The following is a 25,671-nucleotide window of genomic DNA, read 5'->3' as shown; positions in this document are numbered from 1 at the left end:
ATCTATCGGTGAAAATTAGGCAAAGCGGAGCCCCCGGCTCCGCTGGGGGCGGGACCGGGGGCTCGGGGCGCCCGGACTGCAAGGCCGCGAAGGCCATCGGGCTCAGGCGTGGCGCAGGGGCTCGGGCCGGGCGGGCGGCGGGGCCGACGGCGGAGCGGTGGGCGCGGCGGGGATGTCCGCGCCGGTGCTGTCCTGGACCTCGACGTGTTCCCGGCGCAGTTCCTCGCGGATCACCTCCTCCTCGGTGTAGCGCTCGACCACCAGGCGGACCCGCTCGATCGGGACCGGGGTCTTGCGCACCACCGGCCGTTCCCCGCGCAGCGTGACCTCCTCCACGGCCTCGGCGATCTCACGGTCGCTCAGCACGGCCCGCTCGGCCTCGGTGACCGGGATCCGCTCCACCCGCACCCGCTCCCGGACCACCGGCACCCGGCGCTCCACGGGCTCGGTCGTCACGTACTTGCGCAGCCGTGCGGTGCCCAGCACATGCCACTCGGTGCTGATGTCGAGGCGCTCCTCGCGGCAGGTGATCTCGATGGGCCCGCTCGGGGCACTGCTCGGCGCGGCCGCTGCGGGGGTGCGCTCCACGGCGGGGGTGTTGACGGCCCGCCTGTTGGCCTCGGTGGCGCGGGGCGCGGGCTTGTCCAGCGTGGTGGGGCTCTTCGCGGCTTCGGTGAGCGGCGAGGCCGGTGGTGCGGGCGGCGCGGTGAACGCGGTCGGCCTGTGCTCCGCCGTGCTCTCTGCAGCGGCGGGCCTGTGCTCCGGGGCGGGGGTGGCGATCGGTCTGTGCTCCGCGATCGGGGCGGCGACCGGCCTGTCCTCCGTGGCCGGGGTTGGGGCCGGCGCGGTCTGCGTGCGCGGCGGGGCCGCCGGGACCGTGCCGAAGTCCAGGTCGGCGGGCTTGGAGGCGCCGTTGGTTGCGGGTGGCGGGGGAGCACCGTCCGCGTCCAGGCCGTAGTAGCGGTAGAGCTGGAGCTCCTGTGCGGGCGAGAGGTGCTGCCCCACGCCGAAGTCGGGGGAGTCCTTGATCAGCGACTTGTCGTACGGGACCCTGAGTTCCTCGCCCGAGAACTCGCTGGTGGTGAGCGGGACGAAGGCGTCCCGGCCGAAGATCCCGGTCCGCACCGCGGCCCACTCGGGCTCACCGGTCGCGTCGTCGAGATAGACCTCGTCGACCGTGCCGATCTTGTCACCGTTCCGGTCGACCGCCTTGTGCCCGATCAGGTCTCGCGGATCGATATCGGTCTGCACACTGTCCTCCATGCGCATGCTCCTTGGAGAGTCCGTCGGGGGCGGTTGAAGGAGCTGCCCATCCGCCACTTCACACCAAAAGCCATCAATTGGGCGGTCGCGAGCCGAGGGCGCCCGTACGGGAGCGGACTGGGCTTTCCGAGGTCGTTCGTGCCCTGCCCAATGGCCCCTGCCCGACCGGTGATCCGAAGGGCTTCCGCTGGTACCCTGGGCGCGACCGCCGAGCCCGCGCGGGAGAGTCCCCGACCCCGTGAACTGGGGCAAAGGGGCGCCGAAGGAGCAAACCCTCCCCGGAATCTCTCAGGCATCCGTACCGTGTGGGATAGGTCACTCTGGAAAGCAGGGCAGGGCTGTTGGCGCGGGAGCCGGCGGTACCACCCTCACCGACGGTGCAAGCCGATGGGCGCCCCCGGGCCTCCTGCGCGGCGAAGCTCTCAGGTCCCGATGACAGAGGGGGAGGCCTGTCGGGTCCGCGCGCACAAGGTCCCCCGCTTCCACAGCGGCGAAGCCCTGCGGCGTGTGTACCCCCGCCGGTCCGTGACCAGGAGGCCTCGACCCCCATGAACGCCCAGCCGACGCTCGCCGAGCTTGAGCAGGCCAGCCCCTTCGAGACCCGCCACATCGGCCCCGACGCGGCCGCCCAGGACAAGATGCTCGCCCAGGTCGGGTACGGCTCGCTGGACGAGCTGTCCGACGCAGCCGTACCGGACGCCATCCGCAGCCTCACCGCCCTCGGCCTGCCGGCCGGCCGCAGCGAGGCCCAGGTCCTCGCCGAACTCCGTGAGCTGGCCTCGCGGAACCAGGTTCTGCAGCCGATGATCGGCCTCGGTTACTACGGCACCTTCACCCCGCCGGTGATCCTGCGCAACGTGCTGGAGAACCCGGCCTGGTACACCGCCTACACCCCGTACCAGCCGGAGATCTCGCAGGGCCGCCTGGAGGCGCTGCTCAACTTCCAGACCCTGGTCTCCGACCTGACCGGGCTGGCCACCTCCGGCTCCTCCCTGCTGGACGAGGGCACCGCCGCCGCCGAGGCGATGGCGCTGGCCCGCCGGGTCACCAAGGTCAAGGGCGGCGTCTTCCTGGTCGACGCCGACACCCTGCCGCAGACCATCGCGGTGATAAACACCCGCGCGGTGCCCACCGGCGTCGAGGTGGTCGTCGCCGACCTCGCCGAGGGCATCCCGGCCGAGATCGCCGAGCGCGGCGTCTTCGGTGTGCTGCTCCAGTACCCGGGTGCCTCGGGCGCGGTGCGCGACCTCACCCCGGTGATCGAGCAGGCCCACGGCCTGGGCGCGATCGTCGCCGTCGCCGCCGACCTGCTGGCCCTCACCCTGCTGAAGTCCCCGGGCTCGCTCGGCGCCGACATCGCCTGCGGCACCTCGCAGCGCTTCGGTGTGCCGATGGGCTTCGGTGGCCCGCACGCCGGCTACCTGGCCGTGCGTGCCGAGTACGCCCGCAACCTGCCGGGCCGCCTGGTCGGCGTCTCGGTGGACGCCGACGGCAACCGCGCGTACCGCCTGGCGCTGCAGACCCGCGAGCAGCACATCCGCCGGGAGAAGGCGACCAGCAACATCTGCACCGCCCAGGTGCTGCTGGCCGTGATGGCCTCCATGTACGCCGTCTACCACGGCCCCGACGGCCTGGCCGAGATCGCCCGGCGCACCCACCGCTACGCCGCCGCGCTCGCCGAGGGCCTGAAGGCCGGCGGCGTGGAGCTGCTGCACGGCGAGTTCTTCGACACCGTCACCGCCCGCGTCCCCGGCCGGGCCGCCGAGGTGGTCGACGCCGCCCGGGTCAACGGCATCAACCTGTACCTGGCCGACGCGGACACCGTTTCGATCTCCTGCGACGAGACCACCACCCGCGAGCACCTGGCCGCCGTCTGGGCCGCCTTCGGTGTTGCCGCGGAGGTGGACGAGAGCGCCGAGACGCTGCCCGCCGCCCTGCTGCGCGCGGACGAGTACCTGACCCACCCGGTCTTCCACAGCCACCGCTCGGAGACCGCGATGCTGCGCTACCTGCGCCGCCTCTCGGACCGGGACTACGCGCTGGACCGCGGCATGATCCCGCTGGGCTCCTGCACCATGAAGCTCAACGCGACCACCGAGATGGAGCCGGTGACCTGGCCGGAGTTCGGCCAGCTGCACCCCTTCGCGCCGATCGACCAGGCGGAAGGCTTCCTCACCCTGATCCGCCAGCTGGAGCAGCAGCTGGTCGAGGTGACCGGCTACGACGCCGTCTCCATCCAGCCGAACGCCGGGTCGCAGGGCGAGCTGGCCGGTCTGCTGGCGGTGCGCGCCTACCACCTGTCCAACGGCGACGCCCAGCGCAACGTCTGCCTGATCCCCTCCTCCGCGCACGGCACCAACGCGGCCTCGGCCGTGATGGCCGGGATGCGGGTGGTCGTGGTCAAGACTCTGGTCGACGGCGACGTGGACGTCGAGGACCTCAAGGCCAAGATCGAGCAGCACCGCGACGAGCTCTCGGTGCTGATGGTCACCTACCCGTCCACCCACGGTGTGTACGAGACCCAGATCACCGACATCTGCGCCCTGGTGCACGAGGCCGGTGGCCAGGTCTACGTGGACGGTGCCAACCTGAACGCCCTGGTCGGCCTCGCCAAGCCGGGCAAGTTCGGCGCGGACGTCTCGCACCTGAACCTGCACAAGACCTTCTGCATCCCGCACGGCGGCGGCGGCCCGGGCGTGGGCCCGGTCGCGGTGCGCGCGCACCTCGCGCCGTATCTGCCGAACCACCCGATGCAGGCGGAGGCGGGCCCGGCCACCGGTGTCGGCCCGATCTCGGCCGCGCCCTGGGGTTCGGCGGCCATCCTGCCGATCTCCTGGTCGTACGTGCGCCTGATGGGCGGCGAGGGCCTCAAGCGCGCCACCCAGGTCGCGGTGCTCAACGCCAACTACGTCGCCAAGCGGCTGGCGCCGCACTTCCCGGTGCTCTACACCGGCCCCGGCGGCCTGGTCGCGCACGAGTGCATCATCGACCTGCGTCCGCTCACCAAGGAGACGGGCGTGACGGTGGACGACGTCGCCAAGCGCCTGATCGACTACGGCTTCCACGCGCCGACCATGTCCTTCCCGGTGGCCGGCACGCTGATGATCGAGCCCACCGAGTCCGAGGACCTGTACGAGATCGACCGCTTCTGCGAGGCGATGATCGAGATCCGTGCGGAGATCGACAAGGTCGGTTCGGGCGAGTGGTCGGTCGAGGACAACCCGCTGCGTCATGCCCCGCACACCGCCGCCAACCTGGCCGGTGAGTGGGCGCACCCGTACTCCCGTCAGGAGGCGGTCTTCCCCGCGGGCGTGAACCCGGCCGACAAGTACTGGCCCCCGGTGAGCCGGATCGACGGCGCCTACGGTGACCGCAACCTGGTCTGCTCCTGCCCGCCGCTGGACGAGTACGGCGTCTGACCCCAGTGATGGCGAGGGCCCCTCGGAGGAGTGATCCTCCGAGGGGCCCTCGGTCTCTCCCGGGCCTGTCCGGAGGAGGTGTCAGGCTGCGGTGGCCAGCGCTCGGCGCGGCGCGATCACCTGCCCGTCGGGCAGCAGTTCGCCGGTGTCCTCGAAGACCAGGACGCCGTTGCAGAGCAGGCTCCACCCCTGCTCGGGGTGGCAGGCCACCGGGACGGCTGCCTCACGGTCGGCGGACTCCGCAGACGGGCACTCAGGACGGTGCTGGCACATGACGCGTACCCTCGCTTCGCTCACGACGATCCGGGCCCGCCGCACGGCCACCCCCCTTGGGCGTCCGCCCTGCCGGTCGGATCCTGCCGGCCGGCCCAGGTGTGAACCGGCACTTCGGTGGGTAGGACTGACGCCCTTTCCACGCTGGTTCCCAGTGTCGGCATCCTGGGGCCGTCGCGCAGCGTTTTCGTGACATGCGCCACAACTGGCCGCTCTACATCACCCGTTCAGGCGGCGAAGCCCGGTCCGGACAGCCGGAAGGGTCATCCGGAGACCGACCTGGTCGAGTCAGTCCCGGATGACCCGTTCGGGTGATGCCGGTCAGGAGATCCCGGCTGTCAGCCGCGCGGGGACGGCCGCGCGCTCCAGCATCGCCAGCAGCTCGGCCGCCGGGTAGACCCGGTGTGCGGTCACCCCGCAGGGCGCGGGCGCCAGTGGAATCAGCAGATCGGTGGCAGGGCCCGGCTCCGGGTGGTGTAGCCAGAGTGCGGCGGCGTAGTGCTCGGGCATCGACAGCAGCCTCGGCTGGTGCCGGGAGCGCGAGGACTGGGCGAGCTGCCAGGCCTGGCGCAGCGCCCGGACCGTGGAGTCCAGGTACGGCCCCGCGGTGAAGTGGGAGAAGCTGTGACCGTCCGCCGTCTCGACCACCTCGGCCGCCGCCGCCACCTCCGCGGTTGCCGCCGGTTCCGCCGAGACCGTCGCCGAGCCGCGCTTGATCAGGAAGCGCCACCCGGTGCGCCTGGCCGTGGCCAGCTGACTGCCGGGTCCCTCCAGGATGTGCACCGCGAGCGGATGGGAGGGCAGCAGCGGGCCGACGGCGCCGCGCAGGGCGGCGGCGGCCGGCTGGCACAGGGCGGCCTCGGAGTCGAGCGCGGCAAGAACCGCGCGCAGGGCGCTGGGCGGGGGCTGGGGCGTCTGCATAGTCATGGCGGGTCGCCTCTCCGTGCTAGATCGGCGTGCGAGTGCGGCATACCGGCGTGGCGTTGGTGTGACGGGACCTGGGCCGTGTCCGGTTGGGCATGATCGCGGTGCGGCCGCGGAACCTGCCGACGATGAGGATTCGGAGCGGCATGGCACCGGGCAGGAGCGCAGTGCGAATTCTACTCGAACAGGTGCGCAGGGTGACCTTCTTATCACGTTCAGTTCCCCATGGCAAGCCGGAAAGTGTCTGACGGATCGTCAGAACGACTGTGTCGTCAACGTGTTCGGGTTGGAGGCTATTGATCTTCCAGCGGGGCATGATGCAGGGACGATCGACCAAAGGTGAAGGGGCACCCATGGGCGAGAAGGTCGTGGCGACTCGGGCGGAGCTGGCCGACCGGCAGCTGTACCGCCGGAAGCTGCAGTCCTGTCAGGACGCGCTGGAGCGGATGCTGCGGGAGGAGCGCTTCGACCGGCCCAAGGCCATGATGGGCCTGGAGATCGAGCTCAACCTGGCCGACGAGCAGGGCCAGCCGCTGCTGTACAACGAGCAGGTGCTCGGATCAATCGCCTCCAGCGACTTCCAGACCGAGCTGGGCCGGTTCAACATCGAGGTCAATATCGCGCCGCACCGGCTGAGCGGCCATGTCCTGGAGGACCTCCGTGAGGAGCTCGACACCTGTCTGCGGTACGCCGACCGCAAGGCCACCGAGGTCGGTGCCCGGATCGTGATGGTCGGCATCCTGCCGACCCTCGACCTCGACCACACCGGCCTGGAGGCCATGTCCCACAACGACCGCTACACCCTGCTCAGCGACCAGATCCTGGCCGCAAGGGGCGAGGACATCGCTCTCGACATCGAGGGCGTCGAGCATCTGGCGATCGAGTCGGTCTCCATGGTCGCCGAGGCCGCCGCGACCTCGCTCCAGCTGCACCTCCAGGTCACCCCCGAGCGTTTCGCCTCGGTGTGGAACGCCGCCCAGGCCTTCTCCGCCGTCCAGGTCGCCCTCGGCGCCAACTCGCCCTTCCTGTTCGGCCGGGAGCTGTGGCGCGAGACCAGGCCGGTGCTCTTCCAGCAGGCGTGCGACACCCGTTCGGCCGAGCTCAAGGCCCAGGGCGTACGCCCGATCACCTGGTTCGGGGAGCGCTGGGTCGACTCCGCGCTGGACCTCTTCGCCGAGAACCTGCGCTACTTCCCCGCGCTGCTCCCGATCTGCGACGGCGAGGACCCGGTCAAGACGCTCGCCTCCGGCGGCATCCCGAGGCTCGCCGAGATGCGCCTGCACAACGGCACCATCTACCGCTGGAACCGGCCGGTGTACGACGTCGCCGACGGCGTACCGCACCTGCGGGTGGAGAACCGCTGCCTGCCGGCCGGTCCGACGGTCGCCGACACCCTGGCCAACGCGGCCTTCTTCTACGGCCTGGTCCGGGTGCTCGCCGAGCAGCCCAGGCCGATCTGGACCCGCCTCGCCTTCGCCCAGGCCGACGAGAACTTCCACAACGCCGCCAGGTACGGCATCGAGACGGTGCTCCAGTGGCCGAAGAGCGGTCGGGGCGCGCGAGGAACGGTGCCGGTCGCGGTCACCGAACTGGTGCTGAGCGAACTGCTCCCGCTGGCGTACCAGGGGCTCAACGAGTGGGGCGTGGCGGCGGGCGACCGCGACCGCTACCTCGGCATCATCGAGCAGCGCTGCCTGCGCCGTACCAACGGCGCCGCCTGGCAGAGTGCCACCGTGCACCGTTTGCGCGAGCAGTTCGGCATGGACCGCGCGGCGGCGCTGGCGGCCATGACGCGGCGGTACATGGAGTACTCGCGCACGGGGGAGCCCGTCCACAGCTGGCCGGTGGGCTAGCTCTCCGTGCAGTGGCCTGCCGGGCAGTACGCCGGGCAGGTCCGGGGCGCGTGTCCGTACAGCGCTGCTCGGTTGCACGAGCGGTTCCTTGCATGGCCGACCGGGTGTTCAAAGCTTGGTATGGAAGGATGATCGGCCCGGCGGCAGGACCGGTCGCCGGACCGAAGCTGCGTGCTGGAGACCTGGTGACCACCGTTTCGACCGAGCCCGAACCCGAGACCGCAGCGCCGTCCCGCCGCCTGCTCGCGGTGGAAGTCCTGATCGTGCTCGGTCTCTCGCTCGGTGCCAGCGGCGTCAGCGCACTGATCAGCTTCGTCGGTTCACTCACCCAGCCGATCGCCCTCGGCCAGCAGGTCGCGACGCTCAACGGCTCGCGGGCCCCCGGCCGGCCGTGGCTCGACCTCGCCTGGCAGGTGTACTACATCCTGCGTGGCCTGATGCCGGTCGCGCTGGTCGGCTACCTGCTGGTCCGCGAGGGCAGTTCGCTGCGGCGCCTGGGCTTCGACCTGCGCCGCAAGCTCGGTGACCTGGGTCGGGGAGCGGTGCTCGCGGCCGCGATCGGCGGCTGTGGACTGCTGCTCTACCTCGGCTCGCAGGCGGTCGGCGCCAACCTGACCGTCGCGCCCTCGGGGCTGCCGGACGTCTGGTGGCGCATCCCCGTTCTGGTTGCCTCCGCCTGGCAGAACGCCATCCTGGAGGAGGTGATCGTCGTCGGGTACCTGCTGCGCCGGCTCGGCCGGCTCGGTTGGGGGGTGCCCGCGATGATCGTCACCAGTTCGGTCCTGCGCGGTTCGTACCACCTGTACCAGGGCGTCGGCGGACTGGTCGGCAATATGGTGATGGGCGTGGTCTTCTGCCTGCTGTACCGCCGTTGGGGCCGGGTGATGCCGCTGGTGGTGGCGCATGCGTTGATCGACACCGTCGCCTTCGTCGGGTACGCGCTGCTGGCCGGTCACGTCAGCTGGCTGCCGGCCGCCTAGGCGGGTCGGTCCGGCCGGAATGGCTTTACCGGTTATTGACAATGTGTCATGCTCACGCCAGCGTGGTGGGGCCCGACCGGGACTGTGTGATCCCTCCGACGACCCACCAGGCATGGAGAGTTGATGCGCAATCTGCTCCGGGGGCTGCTGACGGCAGCCCTGCTCATACCGGCACTGGGCCTGGGGTCGGTCCTGCCGGCCACCGCGCAGACCCGTACGGCCGTCACGGCCGTCGCGACCGGCACCGCAGCCACCGCCGACATCCGGGACCGGCTGGCCGCGATCCCCGGTATGACGATCACCGAGGAGAAGCCCACCACCACCGGGCACCGCTACTTCCTGCTGACGTACACCCAGCCGATCGACCACTTCAGGCCGTGGCTCGGCACCTTCCAGCAGCGGCTCAGCGTGCTGCACCGGGGTGAGGACCGGCCGACGGTCTTCTACACCAACGGCTACACCCTGGGGACCAATCCGTCCCGGACCGAACCGACCCGGCTCCTGGACGGCAACCAGGTCTCCATCGAGTACCGCTTCTTCACCCCCTCCCGTCCCGAGCCCGCCGACTGGACCAAGGCCGGTATCCGGCAGGGGGCGGCCGACGCCCATGCGGTCATCACCACCCTCAAGCGGATCTACGCTCAGAAGTGGATCTCTACCGGGGCCAGCAAGGGCGGTATGTCCTCCGTCTACCACCGTCGCTTCTACCCGAACGACGTGGACGGAACCGTCGCCTACGTCGCACCCGATGAGGTGAACGACCGTGACGACTCTGCCTACACCGCCTTCTTCGAGCGGGTCGGCACCTCCGAGTGCCGTGCGGCGCTGAGGACGGCCCAGCGCGAACTGCTCGTCCGGCGAGGGACCCTGGAGCCGCGCTACGCCGCCGACAACGCCGCCCGCGGCAACACCTTCGAGGTGATGGCCAGCGCCGACCGGGGTTACGAGGCCGGTGTCCTGGACGTCGTCTGGGGCTTCTGGCAGTACGCCACCGAGGCCGACTGCGCCACGGTGCCCGCGGCGAGCGCCACCGATGACCAGCTCTACGCCTGGTTCGACACCCACTCCGGCATCGCCGCGAACTCCGACGGCTCGCTCGCCCGGTACACCCCGTACTACTACCAGGCCGGCACCGAACTGGGTGCGCCGAGCTTCGACGTCTCCTACCTCAAGGACCTGCTGCACTACGACTTCAAGGAGCTGTACTCGCCGCGCAGTTATGTGCCGCGCTCGATCCCGATGCGCTTCGACCCGCGAGCGATGCGGGACATCGACCACTGGGTGCGGCACTCCGCCGAGCGGATCCTCTTCGTCTACGGGGAGAACGACCCGTGGGGCGCCGAGCGCTTCGCCCTGGGCCGAGGGAGCCGGGACAGCTACGTCTACACCGTGCCCGGCGGAAACCACGGTGCGAAGATCGACTCGCTGCGGGCGGACGAGTCCGCTGCGGCGACGGCCAGGCTGCTCCAGTGGGCCGGGGCCTCCTCGGGCACCTCGCTCACCCGTGGCCACCAGGTGCCGCCGTTCGGCGAACTGGACGCTGAGGGACTGCGGTTGGAGCACCAGCGGTTCTGACGCCGATCCGGCCGGAGAGCGACTGGCTCCCGGCCGGATTCACTCTGACCACGAGTCAATCCGACCGCGATCGGCTCCGGCACGGACCGGTGCGGAACCGGATCCACTCGGGAGCCGAAGCTGAATCCGAAGCCGGAGTCCGGGGGTGGGCAGGCCGGGTCGAGTACTCCGTCGACATCCAGGAACAGCAGCGGCTTTGACACTGGATTCCCCCCGAGGTGTGGCACTGGTGTCACCTGGTCGGACGACCGGGCTCGGGGTTCGGTTGCCGTGGTGGTCGGTCAGCCGGTGGTGACCGTCTCGCGGATGGGGGCCACGGGTGCGGCGGCGCGGGTGAGTTGACGGATCTCGGGGACCACCATGGCGGTAGCGGCGAGCAGCAGGGTGGTGATGCCGCAGGTCCACAGCGCGCCGCCGAGGCCCAGCGCGTCGGCTGCCGGTCCGGCGAGCGCGGTGCCGATCGGGGTGAGGGCGATCGAGCCGAGGTGGTCGTACGCGGCGACCCGGGAGAACAGCTCGGCGGATATCTCCTGTTGAAGGGCGATCATCCAGTTCACGCCGAAGACGGTGACCCCGGCGCCGGAGACGAACATCGCGACCGCGATCAGGGGCAGCGGGGCGTTGAGTGCCAGGGAGAGGCCGGGGGCCGCGAGCAGGAAGACCATGTAGTTGCCGACCAGCAGGATCCGCCTCGGCTGCCAACGGGCCATCAGCACCCCGGTGGAGACCAGGCCGACGCCGAATGCCGCCATCGCGAGGCCCCAGCTGCGTGCCCCGCCGAGCCGCTGCTGGGCGACCACCGGACCGTACACCGCCTCGACCGCGCTGATGCAGGTCATCACCACCGAGAACTGGAGCACCACGGCCCACAGCCAGCGGCGACCGACGAACTCCCGCCACCCTTCGCGCAGTTCGTGCACCATGCTGGGGTGCTCGGACCGGACCGGGGCCGCCTCGGCCGCCAGGAAGACGCGCAGCCCGGCGGCGACCGTGTAGGCGAGCGCGTCGATGGCCAGGACCCAGCCGGGACCGACGGTGGCGACCAGGGTGCCGCCGAGGGCGGCTCCGCCGATCTGGGCGCCGTTCATCGCCATCCGGAAGATCGAGAACGCCTTTGCGGCGTGCTCCTTGGACACGCTCTGCATGATCACGCCCTTGGAGGCGGGCGCGTAGAACGCCTGCCCGGCACCGCCGGCCGCCGCGAGCAGCAGCAGCTGCCAGAGCCGGACGCCGCCGCTGAGCACCAGCGCGGCCAGCGCGGCCTGGGAGAGTGCGTTGAAGAGGTTGGCGCCGACCATGACGTGGTGCCGGGGCAGTCGGTCGGCGAGGGTGCCGCCGATGAGCAGCAGGAGCACCAGTGGCACCAGCCGGGCCGCCGTGACGTACCCGACCTCGGTGGCACTGCCGCCGGTCTCCAGTACCGCGAAGGCGGTGGCGATCGGGGCCGCCGCGTTGCCAAGACCGCTGACCACCGTGGCGGCGGTCTGGATCCGGTAGTTGCGCCCGGCCCAGGCGAATCGGCGGTGGGATTCCTGATGACTGCTCACCGTCGCGACTATGGTGGCCGTCACCGCCGCATGTCCATCCGATTATCGGTACCGCACTACCCCAGGTCGGACCGTGTGGGTGAGTACGCACCGTTCGGGCCCCGCGCTCCGGAACCGTGCATGGGTCACGGTCTGCGAGAGGACCGGCGGACAGGCGCTAGCCCAGGTGACCCCAGAGGAAGCTGAGGGTCCGCCGCCAGGCGATCCGGGCCTGGAGGGCGTCGTACGTGCCCAGCAGGTTCTCCTCGTTCATGAAGGCGTGCCCGGCGGGGTAGAAGTGGATCTCCGGGCGGCGGTCGGTGGCCTCGCCGATCCGGATCGCCGCCTCGTCCACGGCGGTGACCGGGATCGAGCGGTCGTGCTCGCCGTAGTGCCCGAGGACATGGGCCGTCAGCCCCCGGTAGTCGAAGTCCGGATCCCTCGGCAGGCCGTAGAACGGCACCACTGCCGCGATCCGGTCACCCTCCTGTGCGGCCAGCGCCAGCGCGAAGCCGCCGCCCATGCAGAAGCCGACCGCGCCCAGCGAGTCGCCGATCACCTGGGGGTGGCCGAGCAGGAAGTCGACCGCGCCGCGCAGATCCTGTGCCGCCTGTTCGACCGGCAGCTCCTGGATCAGCCGGGCGGCCTCGGCCTTGTCGTGGGTGGTCGTGCCGCCGAACAGGTCCGGCGCGAGGGCGACGAAGCCCTCGGCGGCGAACCGGTCGACCGTGTCCGCCAGTTGCGAGGTGAGCCCCCACCACTCCTGGACGACCACCAGCCCCGGGCCGACCCCCTGGTGCGGCAGGGCGAGATACCCGTGTGCCGTCCGCCCGTTGCTGGGGAAGGTGACGTTCTGGCGGGAACCGCCCATGGCCTCTCCGTCGGGGTGAGCCGCGTATGCGGCGGGCAGCGGGCGCGGGTTGGGCCCGAGGGGCATGATGCTATGCGGGGCTCGGCTGCGCCAGGCACCGGCGCCGGGCCGATCGGGTGAGCGGTGACCGGCCGGTCGGGCGGGCACCTGCGCAGGGCTGTGTCAGCCCATCTCCTCCAGGGCCCGGCCCTTGGTCTCCCTGATGCAGTACGCCACGAAGGGGATGGAGAGCAGCGCGAAGCAGGCGTAGATCACGTACGTCGCCGAGAGGTTCCAGTCGGAGAGGCTGGGGAACGACACCGTGATGGCCCAGTTGGCGATCCACTGGGCCGAGGCGGCGACCGACAGTGCCAGCGCCCGGATCCGGTTGGGGAACATCTCGCCGAGCAGGACCCAGACCACCACGCCCCAGGAGAAGGCGAAGCAGAGCACGAAGACGTGCGCGGCGATCAGCGCCGTCGTGGCGTAGGAGCTGCCGAGGGTCGCGGTGGCACCCGTACCGACCCGGTGCGAGAAGGCCCACGCCGCCGTGCCGAGCGCCAGCGCCATGCCCGTCGAACCCGCCAAGGCCAGCGGCTTGCGGCCGATCCGGTCCACCAGCACCATCGCGATCACGGTGCCGATCACATTGATGATCGAGGTGGAGAGGCTGATCAGCAGCGAGTTGCTCTCGTTGATGCCGACCGACTGCCACAGCAGCGACGAGTAGTAGAAGATCACGTTGATACCGACGAACTGCTGGAACACCGAGGCGCCGATGCCGACCCAGACGATCGGCAGCAGGCCGAAGCGGCCGCCCATCAGGTCCTTCGCCCGCGGCTTGTGGGCGGACGCCAGCACCGAGCGGATCTCCGCGACCCGGGCGTCCAGGTCGCCGCCGCCGCCCTCCACCTCGGCCAGCACCTCCCGGGCCTTCTCCTCCCGGCCGTCGGCGATCAGGTAGCGCGGGGACTCCGGGATGGCCAGCGCCATCAGCCCGTAGACGACTGCGGGGATGGCCTCCACCCCGAGCATCCACTGCCAGGCCTGGATCCCGCCGAGGTGTCCGGTGGACTCGCCGCCGGCCGCCTGGTTCAGGGCCCAGTTGGCCAGTTGGGAGACGGTGATGCCGAGCACGATGGCCAGTTGCTGGAAGGAGGCGAGGCGCCCGCGGTAGGCGGTCGGCGAGACCTCGGCGATGTAGGTGGGGGCGATCACCGAGGCGATGCCGATGGCGATGCCGCCGACCACGCGCCAGAAGGCCAGCAGCTCGATCGAGGGCGGGAACATCGAGCCGACCCCGCTGACCGCGAACAGGACGGCGGCCAGCAGCATCGTCCTGACCCGGCCGAAGTGGTCGGCGAGGCGGCCGGCGATCACCGCGCCCGCCGCCGAGCCGAGCAGTGCGATCGCGACCACGAAGGCGGTCTCGCCGTGGCCGACCCCGAAGTGCTTCTGAATGCCCGTCACCGCACCGTTGATCACGGCGCTGTCGTAGCCGAACAGGAAGCCGCCCATCGCGGCGGCGGCCGAGATGAAGATGACATGGCCGAGATGGGCCTGGTCGGCCTGCTGGGTGGGAGAGGTGCTGGACAGGACGGGCTCCCGGGGTTCGACGGCCCGCCCGCTCGGCCGGATGGAAGAGATCCATCTCTCATTTCATCAGCCGAGCGCAGCGACTGCGCGCTGTGCGGCCTTCCGGGTGAGCTGCGGATCCGGGGCCGTCCGGCCGGAGCCGGTGTCAGCCCTCTACCGGGCAGCCCGTCCGCAGGGCGTTGCGCCGCAGCAGCTGCGTCCGCACGCTCGCGTCCAGCCCCTGGGCCCGCTCGGCCAGCCGCTCGGCGAGGGAGGCCTGCAACTCGACCGGCTTCCTGTCGTCGTACTTGAACTTGGCCCTGACCTCCCGCACCGCCAGCCGCAGGCCGCGCAGCCCGGACAGCAGCGGTCCGTACGGCGCCTGGCCGGGTGTCACCCGGAGGCCGGGGGACTCCGGCTGGAAGTGCGCGAGCTGGCGGTCCAGAATCTCCGCCTTGCCGGCCGCGTCCTCGACGATCTCGGCCGTGCAGGCGAACTGGACCGAGGCGTAGAAGCTGGTCGGTACGCCGCCGCGCCAGTGGCCGGGGGCGAAGGCGTAGTCGTCGGTGACCGAGAGGGTCACGTGCGGATCCGCCCTGACGGCGGCCCAGAGCGGGTTGGGCGTGGCGAGATGCAGCAGGATCTCGCCACGCTCGGCGTCCAGGAGGAAGTGCGTGGGCACCAGTACCGGGCCGCTGTCCGCAGGGCCGTTGGCGGCCAGCGTGCCGAAGTCGCGTCCGGCCGCGAGCCATTCGCGCCACTCGTCCTCGGTGCCCCGGTCCCAGGATCTGATCAGCATGGGAGCCCCCGTCAGCGGAAGTCGTGCAGGTAGTCGGGCAGCGGCGCGGTGTTGGAGGTCTCCGGCACCGGGGCGCCGTACACCGTCGTCACCGGGACGACACCGGACCAGTGCGGCAGGTCCCGGTCGTCCTCGTCGTCGTGCGCACTGTCGTCGCGGCTCTTGGCCGAGACCTCGTCCAGGACCAGGCGGACCACCGCTGTCGCGGCCAGTTCCTTGGAGTTCGGCTTGCGGACGTCGCCGGAGCGGCCCGGCACCGCGTGGTCCACCAGCGCGTCCAGGGCGACCGCCAGCTCCTCGGGGTCCGTCACCTGCTGGGCGATGCCGTGGGCCACCACCGAACGGAAGTTGACGGAGTGGTTGAAGGCCGACTTGGTCAGCACCAGGCCGTCCACCAGCGTCACCGTGACGCAGACCGGCAGGCCCTCCTCGGCCGCGGCGCCGCGGATCGGCCGGCTGCCCGTCGAACCGTGCACATAGAGGCGGTCGCCGACCCGGGCGTAGATGGTCGGCAGTACCACCGGGGCGCCGTCCGCGACAAAGCCCAGGTGACAGACGTAGGCGCTGTCCAGGATCGCGTGGATGGCCTCGCGCTCCCAGGTGGCGCGGTCGCGGTAGCGGGTCGGCGTGGTGCGGGTGTTACGGGTGTAAGCGGTGTGCCCCGTGACGTCCCCAGCGGCGTCCGACATGACAACCCCCTATGTACTAGTGCATAATCATGTTTGTGCTAGGAGACTATCGGATCAAGGGTCGTCGTGCCAGTGACATCGCGGCCGATATCGAACACGCCGTCGGCATCGGGAAGCTGGCGCCGGGTGCGGCGCTCCCGCCGCTGCGCGACCTGGCGGGGGAGCTGGGCGTCAACCCGAACACCGTCGCCGCCGCCTACCGGCTGCTGCGCGACCGGGGTGTGATCGAGACCGCCGGACGCAAGGGCAGCCGCATCCGGCCCCGGCCCGCCACCACCCCGCGCGACCAGATCCGCATCCCCGTCCCACCCGGTGCCCGCGATCTGTCCGCCGGGAATCCCGACCCCGAGCTGCTCCCCGCCCTGGCCCCGGCCCTCGCCGTCGCCGCAGCCGAGGCCGACCGCGACCCCGTCCTCTACGGGCACGCCACCGCCGACCCCGAGCTGCTCCGGCTCGCCCGCGCAGCCTTCCTCGCCGACGGCGTCCCCGACGGCCGACTCGCCGTCTGCTCCGGCTCGTTGGACGCCATCGAGCGCATCCTCACCACCCAGCTGCGCCCGGGCGACCTGGTCGCCGCCGAGGACCCGGGATGGGGCAGCCTGCTCGACCTGCTGCCCGCACTCGGGCTGCGTCCCATCCCCGTCCGGCTGGACGACGAGGGACCGCTGCCCGACTCGCTCGCCGAGGCGCTGGCGGCAGGGGCCCGTGCGGTCATCGTCACCGTCCGGGCGCAGAATCCCACCGGTGCCGCTCTCACCCCGGCACGGGCGGCCGCGCTCCGTGCCGTCCTGGCCGGACACCCCGGCACGGTGCTGATCGAGGACGACCACGGCCACGGCATGGTCGACCAGCCCTATCTGCCGCTCGTCAGCGGTGCCGATTCCCGGTGGGCCGTGGTGCGTTCGGCCGCCAAGGCGTACGGGCCCGACCTTCGGATCTCGCTGGCGATCGGCGACGAGGAGACCATCGGGCGGATCCTGGGCCGTCAGCGGCTGGACACCGGCTGGGTCAGTCTGCTGCTCCAGCGCACCGTGGCCGAGCTGTGGCGCACCGATGCGGCGCCCGTCCGGGAGGTGGCCGCCACGTACCGGGCGCGCCGGGATGCGCTGTTGGCGGCCCTGGCCGCGTACGGGATCGAGGCGCACGGTGCCAGCGGGCTGAACGTCTGGGTGCCCGTGCCGGACGAGCCCGGGGTCGTCGCGGCCCTGGTGCAGCTGGGCTGGGTGGTGGCACCCGGTGCGCGCTACCGCCTGCAGTCGCCGCCCGCCGTCCGGATCACCACCGCCGCTCTCATGCCAGGTGAGGCCGCCCGGCTGGCGGCCGATCTCGCGGGCGTTCTGCGCTCCTCGGGCGGGGGCTCGCGGCTGATCTGATTGCTCGTCGGTATTCGGCGCGATCCGTCCGATAGATGCCGACGTCTGCCAGTCGGAAGAAATCCACTTCCGATACCTAGCGGTAACTACCGTGGGCATGCCACATTTTGGGCGCCCCCGGCCGGCGGCACACACCCTCACCCGAGCCTTCCGCCCCCACACGCGGGAGGCCGTCAGCAGGAGTTTCGCCGTGCCCGAAAACCCTCGCACGACCCACAGACTTGCCAGGCTGCTGACTGCGGCGGCCCTGGCCGTGCCGCTGCTGTCCCTGGCTGCCCCCGCCGAGGCCGCCACCGGACCCACCGCGAGCGTCTCGATGGGAGACAGCTACATCTCCGGCGAAGCCGGCCGCTGGCAGGGCAACAGTGACACCACCGGCGGCAGCCGGGACGGCACCGACCGGGCCTGGACCGGCAGCGGCTACGACGCCACCCGCGTCTACGGCAGCACCTTCGCCAGCGGCTGCGACCGCTCCGGCAGTGCCGAGGTGAACAGCGCCGGGATCGCCCAGACACAGATCAACCTCGCCTGCTCGGGGGCGACCACCGCCAACATCTTCCGGGCCGTCAGCGGCGGGCAGTCGCTGAAGGGCGAGGCGCCGCAGGCCGATCAGCTCGCCACCGTCGCCGCACAGAACAACGTCAAGCTGATCACGCTCTCGATCGGCGGCAACGATCTGGGCTTCGCCGACGTGATCAAGACCTGTGCCGAGGACTACCTGATCTGGGGTTCGTCCTGCCGCGACGACGAGCAGGCGTCCATCGACGGCCAGATGCCGGCCGCGATGGACGGCGTCGGCAAGTCGATCGACGAGATCCGCGCGGTGATGTCGGAGGCGGGCTACGCCGACGGTGACTACCGGGTGGTGCTCCAGTCGTACCCCTCGCCGATCCCGCGCAGCAGCGAGATGCGCTACCCCGAGAGCGGCTGGACCCGTGCGAACACCGGCGGCTGCCCGTTCTGGGACACCGACGCCGACTGGGCCAGGGACTCGATGACCTCCCAGGTCTCCGGCGCGCTGGCCCAGGTCGCCGCCGCCAAGGGCGTGCAGTTCCTGGACCTGCGCGACACCCTGCAGGGCCGTGAGGTCTGCTCCTCGGCCACCAGCATGGCCACGCCCGGCGCCAGGCCGTCGGCGACCACCAGCGAGTGGGCCCGCTTCGTGGACGCCGGACTCAGCACGCCGCAGGGCGCCACCCAGGAGTCCATGCACCCGAACTACTACGGTCAACTCGCCCTCGGCCGCTGCCTCTCCCTGCTCTACGCCCAGTCGAACGGCAACTTCGCCTGTCGCAACACCACGGGCCAGGACACCTCCGGGATGTACCTGACGGCCGAGTAGCGCCGCCGTCAGGGGCGGACGGCGCCGCGCAGCAGTTTGCCCTCGGTCGACAGCAGACCGGTGCGGTAGTCGAAGCGCGGCGCCGCCGCGAACATCAGATAGAGGTACTTGAGGTTCTCCGCGAACCAGTAGGCCGGTGTCAGATCCCCCAGCCGGATCGGGGAGGAGGTGACGTCCTCGGCGACGGTGTACCCGCCGGACACCCGCTGTCTTGCCTTCAGCGCCTGGAAGTAGCGGTACGCGCTCTGCCGGTACTCGTCCGCACCCGTCAGCCGCCACAGGTCGAAGGCGGAGTTGGCGTACTCGGGCCGCAGGTCGTTGCGGGCGCTGCGGACCTGGCCGCTCGCGTAGTCCACCAGCTCCGGCAGGACCTGGTAGCGGTCCAGCAGGGTGGTCCAGGAGCGGAAGTAGTCGCGGCCGATGTCCAGGTCACCGCCCTTGCCCAGCAGTCCCGCGTAGAACGAGCCGAGCTCGGACTGCTGGTGGCCGGTGACCTTTCCGCTGCTGAAGTCCACTTGGCGGAACCAGAGCCGGCCGCCCGGGCGCTCGGCCTGGTACCTGAGCACGGCATTCGTCAGCAGCCGGTACCAGTCGCGCAGGTCCGCGTCGCCGAAGAGCTCGCTGCCCGCCCAGAGGTACTCGTAGAAGGAGTCCACCGGAGGGTTGGGCGCGGCGGAGGCGGTGTCCGTCCAGCGGCCAGACTCGATGTCCAGTGAGGTGCCGAGCAGATTGAGCGAGGAGCGCTTGGCGACCACCGCGCGGACGGCCTTCTTGGCCGCGCTCCAGTAGCGGTCGTCATTGGTGAGCCGGGTGAGCAGGCCGAACTCCAGCAGGTTGGTGCCGATCTCGGCCAGTGGGCTGGTGGATCCGGAGACCGCGCCGGTGCGCAGATTGACGTAGCGGTAGGGGAGTTCGGTGGGTGAGCGGGTGAAGGCGGGCAGCAACCGGTCGGCCAACTCCCGGCAGCGGTCGAGCAGTTTGGGGCGGCCGGTGCACAGATAGCCGGCGAGCAGGCCGCCGACCAGGCGGATCACCGTCTCGAAGACCTGCACCTCGGCGTCGACGGTCGGGTCGAAGTGCGCCTCGATCCAGTCGACCGCCAGCTGCACCTCCTGGTCCTGCTCCATCAGCCACAGGGTGTCCAGCGCCTCGACGATGGACAGGCCGAAGGTGTGCCCCCTGGCGAAGAAGTCGTTGTGCCCGCCCGAGACCGGCCGCACCTCGTCATAGCCCCAGGCCGAACGCTTGTAGCCCTCCCAGCTGTGCAGGTACTCGCTGCGGATCTCCTGGGTGATGTCGGCGTCCGTGGGCAGCGAAGCCGCCTGGGCGGGGCGGGGGAGGGTGACGGTCGCGGTGGCCATGGCGGCGGCGCCGAGCATCGTACGACGGCGGGGCAGAGGGGCAGCTCGCATGCCGCAGGACGCTAGCGGCCCGGTGGCTCGCGGCCGCCCAGGCGCCGCGCCCGCGTGTCGGCGCTCCCGCCCAGGTCAGGACGGGAGCGCCGGTGTCAGGGCGGGTGCCGCTTTTCCACTCGTTCGGGTGGCGGGTCGAGTTGACGGGTGCGCAGTGGGCGGATCAGTTCTTGGCCAGCAGCGACTGGGCGTGCTCGCGGACCTGGTCCCTGGTCAGATAGTGGTCCGTGTACTCGAAGTCGCGCAGCCGGGCGGGCTGGCGGGCCAGGAATCCGGTACGGACGAAGTCGTCGCCGGCGGTGGCGTTGAGCAGCCAGTTGGCGCCGACCCGGAACTTCGAGGCATTGGTGCGCATTGCCATGATGTGGTAGCCGCGGGCGACCAACTGGGCCGGTACACCCTTGAGTTCGATGCCCAGTGGTTTGGAGACCGCGTCCTTGCCACCGAGGTCCACGACCAGACCGAGATCCTTGTGGTAGTAGGGCTGCAACGGCTGGTTGCGCAGCGCGGCGACGAGGTTGTCGGCCGCGGCCCGGCCCTGGCGGGCCGCGTGCTGGGCGGTGGGCGGGCAGACCGCCCCGTCGCCCTCGGCGAGGTCGGGTACGGCGGCCGCGTCGCCCAGCGCGAAGACGCTCTCGAACTGCGGTACGCGCATCTCGGCGGTGACCGCCGCCCGGCCGCGTACCGTCTCGATGTCCAGCGTCCCGATCAGCGGGCTGGCCGCGACGCCGGCGGTCCAGATCAGGGTGCGGCACGGCAGTACCCGGCCGTCGGTGAACTTCACCGTCTCCGCACCGACTTCGGCCACCGAGACGCCCAGCGAGACCTCGATGCCACGAGCGCGCAGAATCTGAAGGGCGGTGGTGCCCAGTTTGTCGCCGAGCTCGGGCATCAGCTTCGGGGCGATGTCGATCAGGTGCCACTTGACCAGGCCCGGGTCCAGGCGGGGGTAGCGCCTGGTCGCGGCGGTCGTCAGACGCTGGAGGCAGGCCGCGGTCTCGGTGCCCGCGTAACCGCCGCCGACCACAACGAACTGCAGCCGGGACTCGCGCTCGCGCTGGTCCAGCGTGGTCGAGGCCAGGTCGAGCTGGGCGATCACATGATCGCGGATATAGGCCGCCTCGGCGAGGGTCTTCATCCCGCGTGCGTAGTCCATCAGGCCCGGGATGTCGAAGGACCGGGTGATGCTGCCGGGCGCCAGGACCAGGTAGTCGTACCGCTCGGCCGTCACCTCGTCGGTGATCTTGCGGACCACGCAGACCTTCGAGGCCGGATCAACACCGATCGCCCCGCCGGGGATGATGTGGGTGCGGTGCAGCGTGCGGCGCAGTGAGACGGCCACCGACTGCGGGGTGAGGACCCCGGCCGCGACATGCGGCAGCAGCGGCAGGTACAGCTGGTAACTGAACGGCGTGACCAGGGAGATCTCCGCCTCCGAGGCCGCCAGCTTGCGTTCCAGGCGGCGTGCGCACTCCAGCCCGGCGAAGCCGCCGCCGACTATCAGGATCCGAGGTCGCTCCATCGTTCATCCCTTACCTGCTGGTCCGTGCGATACCGGGACATGCGATACCGGGACAACTGTGACAACTGTTCGCCACGGTCGCACGGTCCCCTGGCGTCTGCCACCGCAGCGGACCCGGGGGAGGGATCCTCGGCAGGCGGACGAGGAGCGGGCTGACGGGTCGGTAGGCTGACGGGATGCTCCCCGAGGTGACGGCGGTCCGCTATGTGACGCCACTGCGAGAAGGCGGCTCGATGCCGGGCCTGGTCGAGGCCGACGATCATCGGCTCTATGTGCTCAAGTGGTCCGGCGCGGCCCAGGGGCGCAAGGCGTTGATCGCCGAGGTACTGGCCGGTGAACTGGGCCGTCGGCTCGGGCTGCCGGTGCCGGAGCTGGTCAGGCTCGACCTCGACCCGGTGCTGGCCCGCAGTGAACCCGAACAGCAGATCCAGGAGCAGATGCGCGCCAGCGGCGGCATCAACCTCGGGATGGCCTTTGTCAGCGGCGCGCTCAACTTCGACCCGCTCTGCTTCGAGGTTGATCCCGAACTGGCCGGTCGGGTGCTCTGGTTCGACGCCCTGATCGGCAATGTGGACCGCTCCTGGCGCAACCCCAACCTCCTGATCGCCACCGGCGGCCTGAGGCTGATCGACCACGGCGCCAGCCTGATCTTCCACCACCACTGGGCGGGCTCGGCCGGCTGGCCGCGCAAGCCGTACGACGCGGCGGACCACGCGCTGCTGCGTTCCGTCGCAGACCTCAAGGCTGCCGACGACGAGCTGGCCCCGCTGGCCGCGGCGGCGCTGCCGCAGGCCGTCGCGGCGATCCCGGAGGAGTGGCTGACCGACGAGCCGGGCTTCGAGAACGCCGAGGCCGTCCGTGAGGCGTACGTCCAGCGGCTCACGGCCCGGCTGGCGGGCCCGCGCGACTGGCTGCCCGAGGTCGCGGCATGACCGGCCAGACCGGCACCAGCGGGGCAGCGAACCGGACCGCGACAGCGCACGAGACGACGGCACAGGATGGGACCGTGGGACTGCACGAGAGCGGCGGACGGCGCGAGGCCGTGGAACTGCACGACTACGAGTACGCGGTGATCCGCGCCGTCCCGAGGGTCGAGCGGGGCGAGTGCGTCAACATCGGTGTGCTGCTCTACTGCCGCCACACCGCTCACCTGGGCGCCCGGACCCACCTCGACCAGGGGCGGCTGCTCGCACTGGACCCGGTGGCCGACGTGGCGGGCGTGCGGCGTGCGCTGCACGGGATCGAGGCGGTCTGCGAGGGCGGCCCCGAGGCAGGTCCGGCCGCCGCGGACAATCCCGGACAGCGCTTCCGCTGGCTGACCGCACCGCGCAGCGCGATCGTCCAGCCGGGGCCCGTCCACACCGGGCTGACGGCCGACCCGGAGGCCGAGCTGCGCCGCCTCTTCGAGCAGCTGGTGCTCTAGGGCTGCGCATGCCCAAACCATGCGCCCCGAGGCGGCGCATGGTTGCACGGAGTCCTTTGTGGTGGTCAAAGCTGGAGTAACTGAAGCAAATATGCGTACTCTGGCCACTATGGGCTCCACAGTGACCAGCACCGCACCGACCACCGCCGACCTGATGGAGGCCGTGGCCGCCGTCGGCGCCGCGTACTTCCAGGACTTCGCGGCCGCCGCCGCCCGGCACGGTCTCAACTCCTCGCAGGCCAAGGCGCTCAAGGCGGTGCAGGAGCCGGTACCGATGCGGGCACTGGCCGGGCGGCTGGGCTGTGACGCCTCCAACGTCACCGGGATCGTGGACCGTCTGGAGGCGCTGGGCCTGGCGCACCGGGAGGCGGCCGCGGCCGACCGCCGGGTGAAGATCGTCGCGATCACCGAGCAGGGGCGCACGGTGCTGGGCCGGATCCGTGACGACATGACCCGGGCTCAGGACGCCTTCGCCAGCCTGGACGACGAGCAGCGGGTCACCCTGGACTCGCTCTGCCGTCAGGTCCTCCCGCTGCTCCTGGGCCAGTAGGCCCTGTCCTGGCAGTCCCGGGCACGACGTCAGCCGCGCCTCCCTGGAACGGTGCACGGCGATGTTTTCCAGTGCTGTGGTATCCTGGCGGCGAGAAGTCTTTAAGGGTGAATCGACTCCCTGCTCAACCGGCTCAGCATACCCGATGCGCTGCCGATCCGGCTGACCTCGGCTGTTAGGCTTGCGAAGCGTGAGCGCGAAGCCCCAGATCCCCAATGTCCTGGCCTCTCGGTACGCCTCGGCGACCCTGGCCCAGCTGTGGTCCCCCGAGCACAAGGTGGTCCTCGAGCGCCACCTGTGGCTCGCTGTCCTGAAGGCCCAGCAGGATCTGGGCATCGAGGTGCCGGCCAACGCCGTCGCCGACTACGAGCGAGTGATCGACCAGGTCGACCTCGACTCCATCGCCGCCCGCGAGCGGATCACCCGGCACGACGTCAAGGCCCGGATCGAGGAGTTCAGCGAGCTCGCCGGGCACGAGCAGATCCACAAGGGCATGACCTCTCGGGACCTCACCGAGAACGTCGAGCAGCTGCAGATCCGCCAGTCCCTGGAGCACGTCCGCGACCGCACGGTGGCCGTACTGGTCCGCCTCGGCAGCCTGGCCGCGCAGCACGGCGAGCTGGTCATGGCCGGTCGCTCGCACAATGTGGCCGCCCAGGCCACCACCCTCGGCAAGCGCTTCGCCACCGTCGCGGACGAGCTGCTGGTCGCCTTCCACCGCCTGGAGGAGCTGATCGCCCGTTACCCGCTGCGCGGGATCAAGGGCCCGGTCGGCACCGCGCAGGACATGCTCGACCTGCTCGGTGGCGACGCCGAGAAGCTCGCTGAGCTGGAGCGCCGGGTCGCCGGTCACCTCGGCTTCGAGAACGTGTTCACCAGCGTCGGCCAGGTCTACCCGCGCTCGCTGGACTTCGAGGTGGTCACCGCCCTCGTCCAGCTCGCCGCCGCCCCCTCCAGCCTTGCCAAGACGATCCGGCTGATGGCCGGCCACGAGCTGGTCACCGAGGGCTTCAAGGCCGGTCAGGTCGGCTCCTCGGCCATGCCGCACAAGATGAACACCCGCTCCTGCGAGCGCGTCAACGGCCTTGCCGTCATCCTGCGCGGCTACGCCTCGATGACCGCCGAGCTGGGCGGCGACCAGTGGAACGAGGGCGACGTCTCCTGCTCCGTGGTCCGCCGGGTCGCGCTGCCGGACGCCTTCTTCGCCTTCGACGGCCTGCTGGAGACCTTCCTGACCGTCCTGGACGAGTTCGGTGCCTTCCCAGCCGTGGTCCAGGCCGAGCTGGACCGCTACCTGCCGTTCCTGGCCACCACCAAGGTGCTGATGGGCGCGGTGCGCGCCGGTGTCGGCCGGGAGACCGCGCACGAGGTCATCAAGGAGCACGCCGTCGCCTCCGCGCTGGCCATGCGCGAGGGCGCCCGCGAGAACGCGCTGCTCGACAAGCTGGCCGCGGACGGGCGAATCCCGCTGGACCGGGCCGCGCTGGACGCGCTGCTCGCCGACCGGCTCTCCTTCACCGGTGCCGCCGGCGCCCAGGTCGCCGAGATCGTGCGCCGTATCGAGGCCGTCGCGGCCCAGTACCCGGCGGCTGCGAAGTACGCGCCGGGCGACATTCTCTGACGGACCGTCGGCTTGATGAGGGCCCCGCTTCGGCGGGGCCCTCATCGCTCTCAGGACAGTCGCCCGGCGTGGTGGTCCCGCTCCGTATAAGGACGCTTACGATACCTGTGATCACAGAAGCGGAGGCCATCGTGCGGGAGCAGCGAATGAGCAGGTACCAGGGCCTGGGCCCGGTGCGACCCGAGCGGCACCGGACGACGCGGGTGGCGCGGGCATCGGCCGTGCTGGCGGTGGCCGCGCTGCTCACCACCGGGTGCTCCGGGGGCGACTCGTCCAAGCCGGTGCCCGCGCGGGCTGTGAGCCAGTCCGCCACCCCGGGAGAGCTGTCCGTGAAGGTCGGCAGTACCGAGGACCTGCCGGCTGTCACGATCACCGGCGCCACCGTCCGCGCCGGCTCCGACGGCGAGGGCGAGCTGGCGATGGTGGTGCGCAACGACAGCTCCATCCCCGAGCACCTCGTCATGGTGTCCACGAGCGCGGCCACCGGTTCGACGCTCAAGGTGCCCGGCAGCGGCGGCAACGTACCGCCGGTCGGTGTTCTGCTGCCGCCGAAGAGTCCCGTCACCTTCGGTACCCAGGACGGCTACCACGTGGTGCTGCACCATCTGAACGTCCCGAGCGGTGCCACCGAGGTGCCGGTGGCGGTGCTGTTCGCGCGGCTTGGCCTGGTTCATCTGCAGGCCGTCACCGGCCGGAGCTAGG

Annotated in this window: 21 protein-coding genes, 1 pseudogene and 1 riboswitch; of the genes and pseudogenes, 11 read left to right on the top strand and 11 right to left on the bottom strand. The window is 71.0% G+C overall.

Annotation, left to right across the window (positions count from 1 at the left end):
* Positions 1–102: 102 nt before the first annotated feature.
* Positions 103–891, bottom strand: coding sequence for a DUF2382 domain-containing protein (locus tag P3T39_RS37530; RefSeq protein ID WP_348534325.1), 789 nt, complete (start codon positions 889–891; stop codon positions 103–105).
* 30 nt (positions 892–921) lie between these two features.
* Positions 922–1,251: pseudogene (locus P3T39_RS10125) on the bottom strand (PRC-barrel domain-containing protein); the annotation flags it as partial.
* Between the two features lie 221 nt (positions 1,252–1,472).
* Positions 1,473–1,577: riboswitch (glycine riboswitch) on the top strand.
* 234 nt (positions 1,578–1,811) lie between these two features.
* Here P3T39_RS10125 and gcvP point away from each other — a divergent pair.
* Positions 1,812–4,682, top strand: a complete 2,871-nt coding sequence (gene gcvP / locus P3T39_RS10120) for an aminomethyl-transferring glycine dehydrogenase (protein ID WP_280697063.1) — start codon at positions 1,812–1,814, stop codon at positions 4,680–4,682.
* 81 nt (positions 4,683–4,763) lie between these two features.
* On the opposite strand, the gene P3T39_RS10115 is transcribed toward gcvP, so the two are convergent.
* Together P3T39_RS10115 and P3T39_RS10110 are read right to left on the bottom strand one after the other, a co-directional pair.
* On the bottom strand, positions 4,764–4,955 hold the full coding sequence (locus tag P3T39_RS10115; protein WP_280697062.1) for a DUF5999 family protein: 192 nt from the start codon (positions 4,953–4,955) through the stop codon (positions 4,764–4,766).
* Positions 4,956–5,276: 321 nt separating this feature from the next.
* A complete protein-coding gene (locus P3T39_RS10110; RefSeq protein ID WP_280697061.1) occupies positions 5,277–5,882 on the bottom strand; it encodes a hypothetical protein in 606 nt (201 codons plus the stop codon).
* A 350-nt stretch (positions 5,883–6,232) separates the two neighbouring features.
* Between P3T39_RS10110 and P3T39_RS10105 the strand changes: the two genes are divergently transcribed.
* The 3 genes from P3T39_RS10105 to P3T39_RS10095 all read left to right on the top strand — a co-directional run bounded on the left by P3T39_RS10105 (position 6,233) and on the right by P3T39_RS10095 (position 10,287).
* Entirely contained in the window at positions 6,233–7,732 is a 1,500-nt protein-coding gene (locus P3T39_RS10105) for a glutamate-cysteine ligase family protein (RefSeq protein WP_280697060.1), read from the top strand.
* Between the two features lie 128 nt (positions 7,733–7,860).
* Entirely contained in the window at positions 7,861–8,712 is an 852-nt protein-coding gene (locus P3T39_RS10100) for a CPBP family intramembrane metalloprotease (RefSeq protein ID WP_280697059.1), read from the top strand.
* 123 nt (positions 8,713–8,835) lie between these two features.
* On the top strand, positions 8,836–10,287 hold the full coding sequence (locus P3T39_RS10095) for a S28 family serine protease (RefSeq protein WP_280697058.1): 1,452 nt from the start codon (positions 8,836–8,838) through the stop codon (positions 10,285–10,287).
* 281 nt (positions 10,288–10,568) lie between these two features.
* Here the strand turns inward: P3T39_RS10095 and P3T39_RS10090 are convergent, their stop codons facing one another.
* The 5 genes from P3T39_RS10090 to P3T39_RS10070 form a co-directional block, all read right to left on the bottom strand.
* The gene (locus P3T39_RS10090; protein WP_280697057.1) at positions 10,569–11,834 is read right to left on the bottom strand and encodes an MFS transporter; all 1,266 of its coding nucleotides are present in this window, start codon (positions 11,832–11,834) and stop codon (positions 10,569–10,571) included.
* 157 nt (positions 11,835–11,991) lie between these two features.
* Entirely contained in the window at positions 11,992–12,750 is a 759-nt protein-coding gene (locus tag P3T39_RS10085; RefSeq protein ID WP_280697056.1) for a dienelactone hydrolase family protein, read from the bottom strand.
* A 96-nt stretch (positions 12,751–12,846) separates the two neighbouring features.
* Positions 12,847–14,259, bottom strand: a complete 1,413-nt coding sequence (locus P3T39_RS10080) for a sugar porter family MFS transporter (RefSeq protein ID WP_280697087.1) — start codon at positions 14,257–14,259, stop codon at positions 12,847–12,849.
* Positions 14,260–14,404: 145 nt separating this feature from the next.
* A complete protein-coding gene (locus P3T39_RS10075; protein ID WP_280697055.1) occupies positions 14,405–15,037 on the bottom strand; it encodes an FMN-binding negative transcriptional regulator in 633 nt (210 codons plus the stop codon).
* An 11-nt stretch (positions 15,038–15,048) separates the two neighbouring features.
* A complete protein-coding gene (locus tag P3T39_RS10070) occupies positions 15,049–15,726 on the bottom strand; it encodes a pyridoxamine 5'-phosphate oxidase family protein (protein ID WP_280697054.1) in 678 nt (225 codons plus the stop codon).
* A gap of 35 nt (positions 15,727–15,761) precedes the next feature.
* Between P3T39_RS10070 and P3T39_RS10065 the strand changes: the two genes are divergently transcribed.
* A complete protein-coding gene (locus P3T39_RS10065; protein ID WP_280697086.1) occupies positions 15,762–17,099 on the top strand; it encodes an aminotransferase class I/II-fold pyridoxal phosphate-dependent enzyme in 1,338 nt (445 codons plus the stop codon).
* A 190-nt stretch (positions 17,100–17,289) separates the two neighbouring features.
* Positions 17,290–18,441 carry a GDSL-type esterase/lipase family protein gene (locus tag P3T39_RS10060; protein ID WP_280697053.1) on the top strand — a complete coding sequence of 384 codons (1,152 nt, stop codon included), beginning with the start codon at positions 17,290–17,292 and terminating at the stop codon, positions 18,439–18,441.
* Between the two features lie 8 nt (positions 18,442–18,449).
* On the opposite strand, the gene P3T39_RS10055 is transcribed toward P3T39_RS10060, so the two are convergent.
* Positions 18,450–19,853, bottom strand: coding sequence for a glycoside hydrolase family 47 protein (locus tag P3T39_RS10055; RefSeq protein WP_280697052.1), 1,404 nt, complete (start codon positions 19,851–19,853; stop codon positions 18,450–18,452).
* Between the two features lie 163 nt (positions 19,854–20,016).
* Positions 20,017–21,375, bottom strand: coding sequence for an NAD(P)/FAD-dependent oxidoreductase (locus tag P3T39_RS10050; protein ID WP_280697051.1), 1,359 nt, complete (start codon positions 21,373–21,375; stop codon positions 20,017–20,019).
* A gap of 176 nt (positions 21,376–21,551) precedes the next feature.
* On the opposite strand from P3T39_RS10050, the gene P3T39_RS10045 reads away from it, so the two are divergent.
* From P3T39_RS10045 to P3T39_RS10025, 5 genes are all read left to right on the top strand, one after another.
* Positions 21,552–22,307: a HipA family kinase gene (locus P3T39_RS10045; protein ID WP_280697049.1), complete on the top strand. Its 756-nt coding sequence runs from the start codon at positions 21,552–21,554 to the stop codon at positions 22,305–22,307.
* Between the two features lie 80 nt (positions 22,308–22,387).
* Positions 22,388–22,798: a DUF3037 domain-containing protein gene (locus P3T39_RS10040; protein ID WP_280697085.1), complete on the top strand. Its 411-nt coding sequence runs from the start codon at positions 22,388–22,390 to the stop codon at positions 22,796–22,798.
* 109 nt (positions 22,799–22,907) lie between these two features.
* Positions 22,908–23,348: a MarR family transcriptional regulator gene (locus P3T39_RS10035; protein WP_280697047.1), complete on the top strand. Its 441-nt coding sequence runs from the start codon at positions 22,908–22,910 to the stop codon at positions 23,346–23,348.
* 181 nt (positions 23,349–23,529) lie between these two features.
* Positions 23,530–24,969: an adenylosuccinate lyase gene (gene purB, locus P3T39_RS10030; RefSeq protein ID WP_280697046.1), complete on the top strand. Its 1,440-nt coding sequence runs from the start codon at positions 23,530–23,532 to the stop codon at positions 24,967–24,969.
* A gap of 146 nt (positions 24,970–25,115) precedes the next feature.
* On the top strand, positions 25,116–25,670 hold the full coding sequence (locus tag P3T39_RS10025) for a hypothetical protein (protein ID WP_280697045.1): 555 nt from the start codon (positions 25,116–25,118) through the stop codon (positions 25,668–25,670).
* Position 25,671: the final 1 nt, after the last annotated feature.

It is taken from the genome of Kitasatospora sp. GP82, from assembly GCF_029892105.1.
GTDB lineage: Bacteria > Actinomycetota > Actinomycetes > Streptomycetales > Streptomycetaceae > Kitasatospora.
Note: the sequence above shows the minus strand (reverse complement) of the source record. Positions and strands in the feature narration are given on the sequence as shown.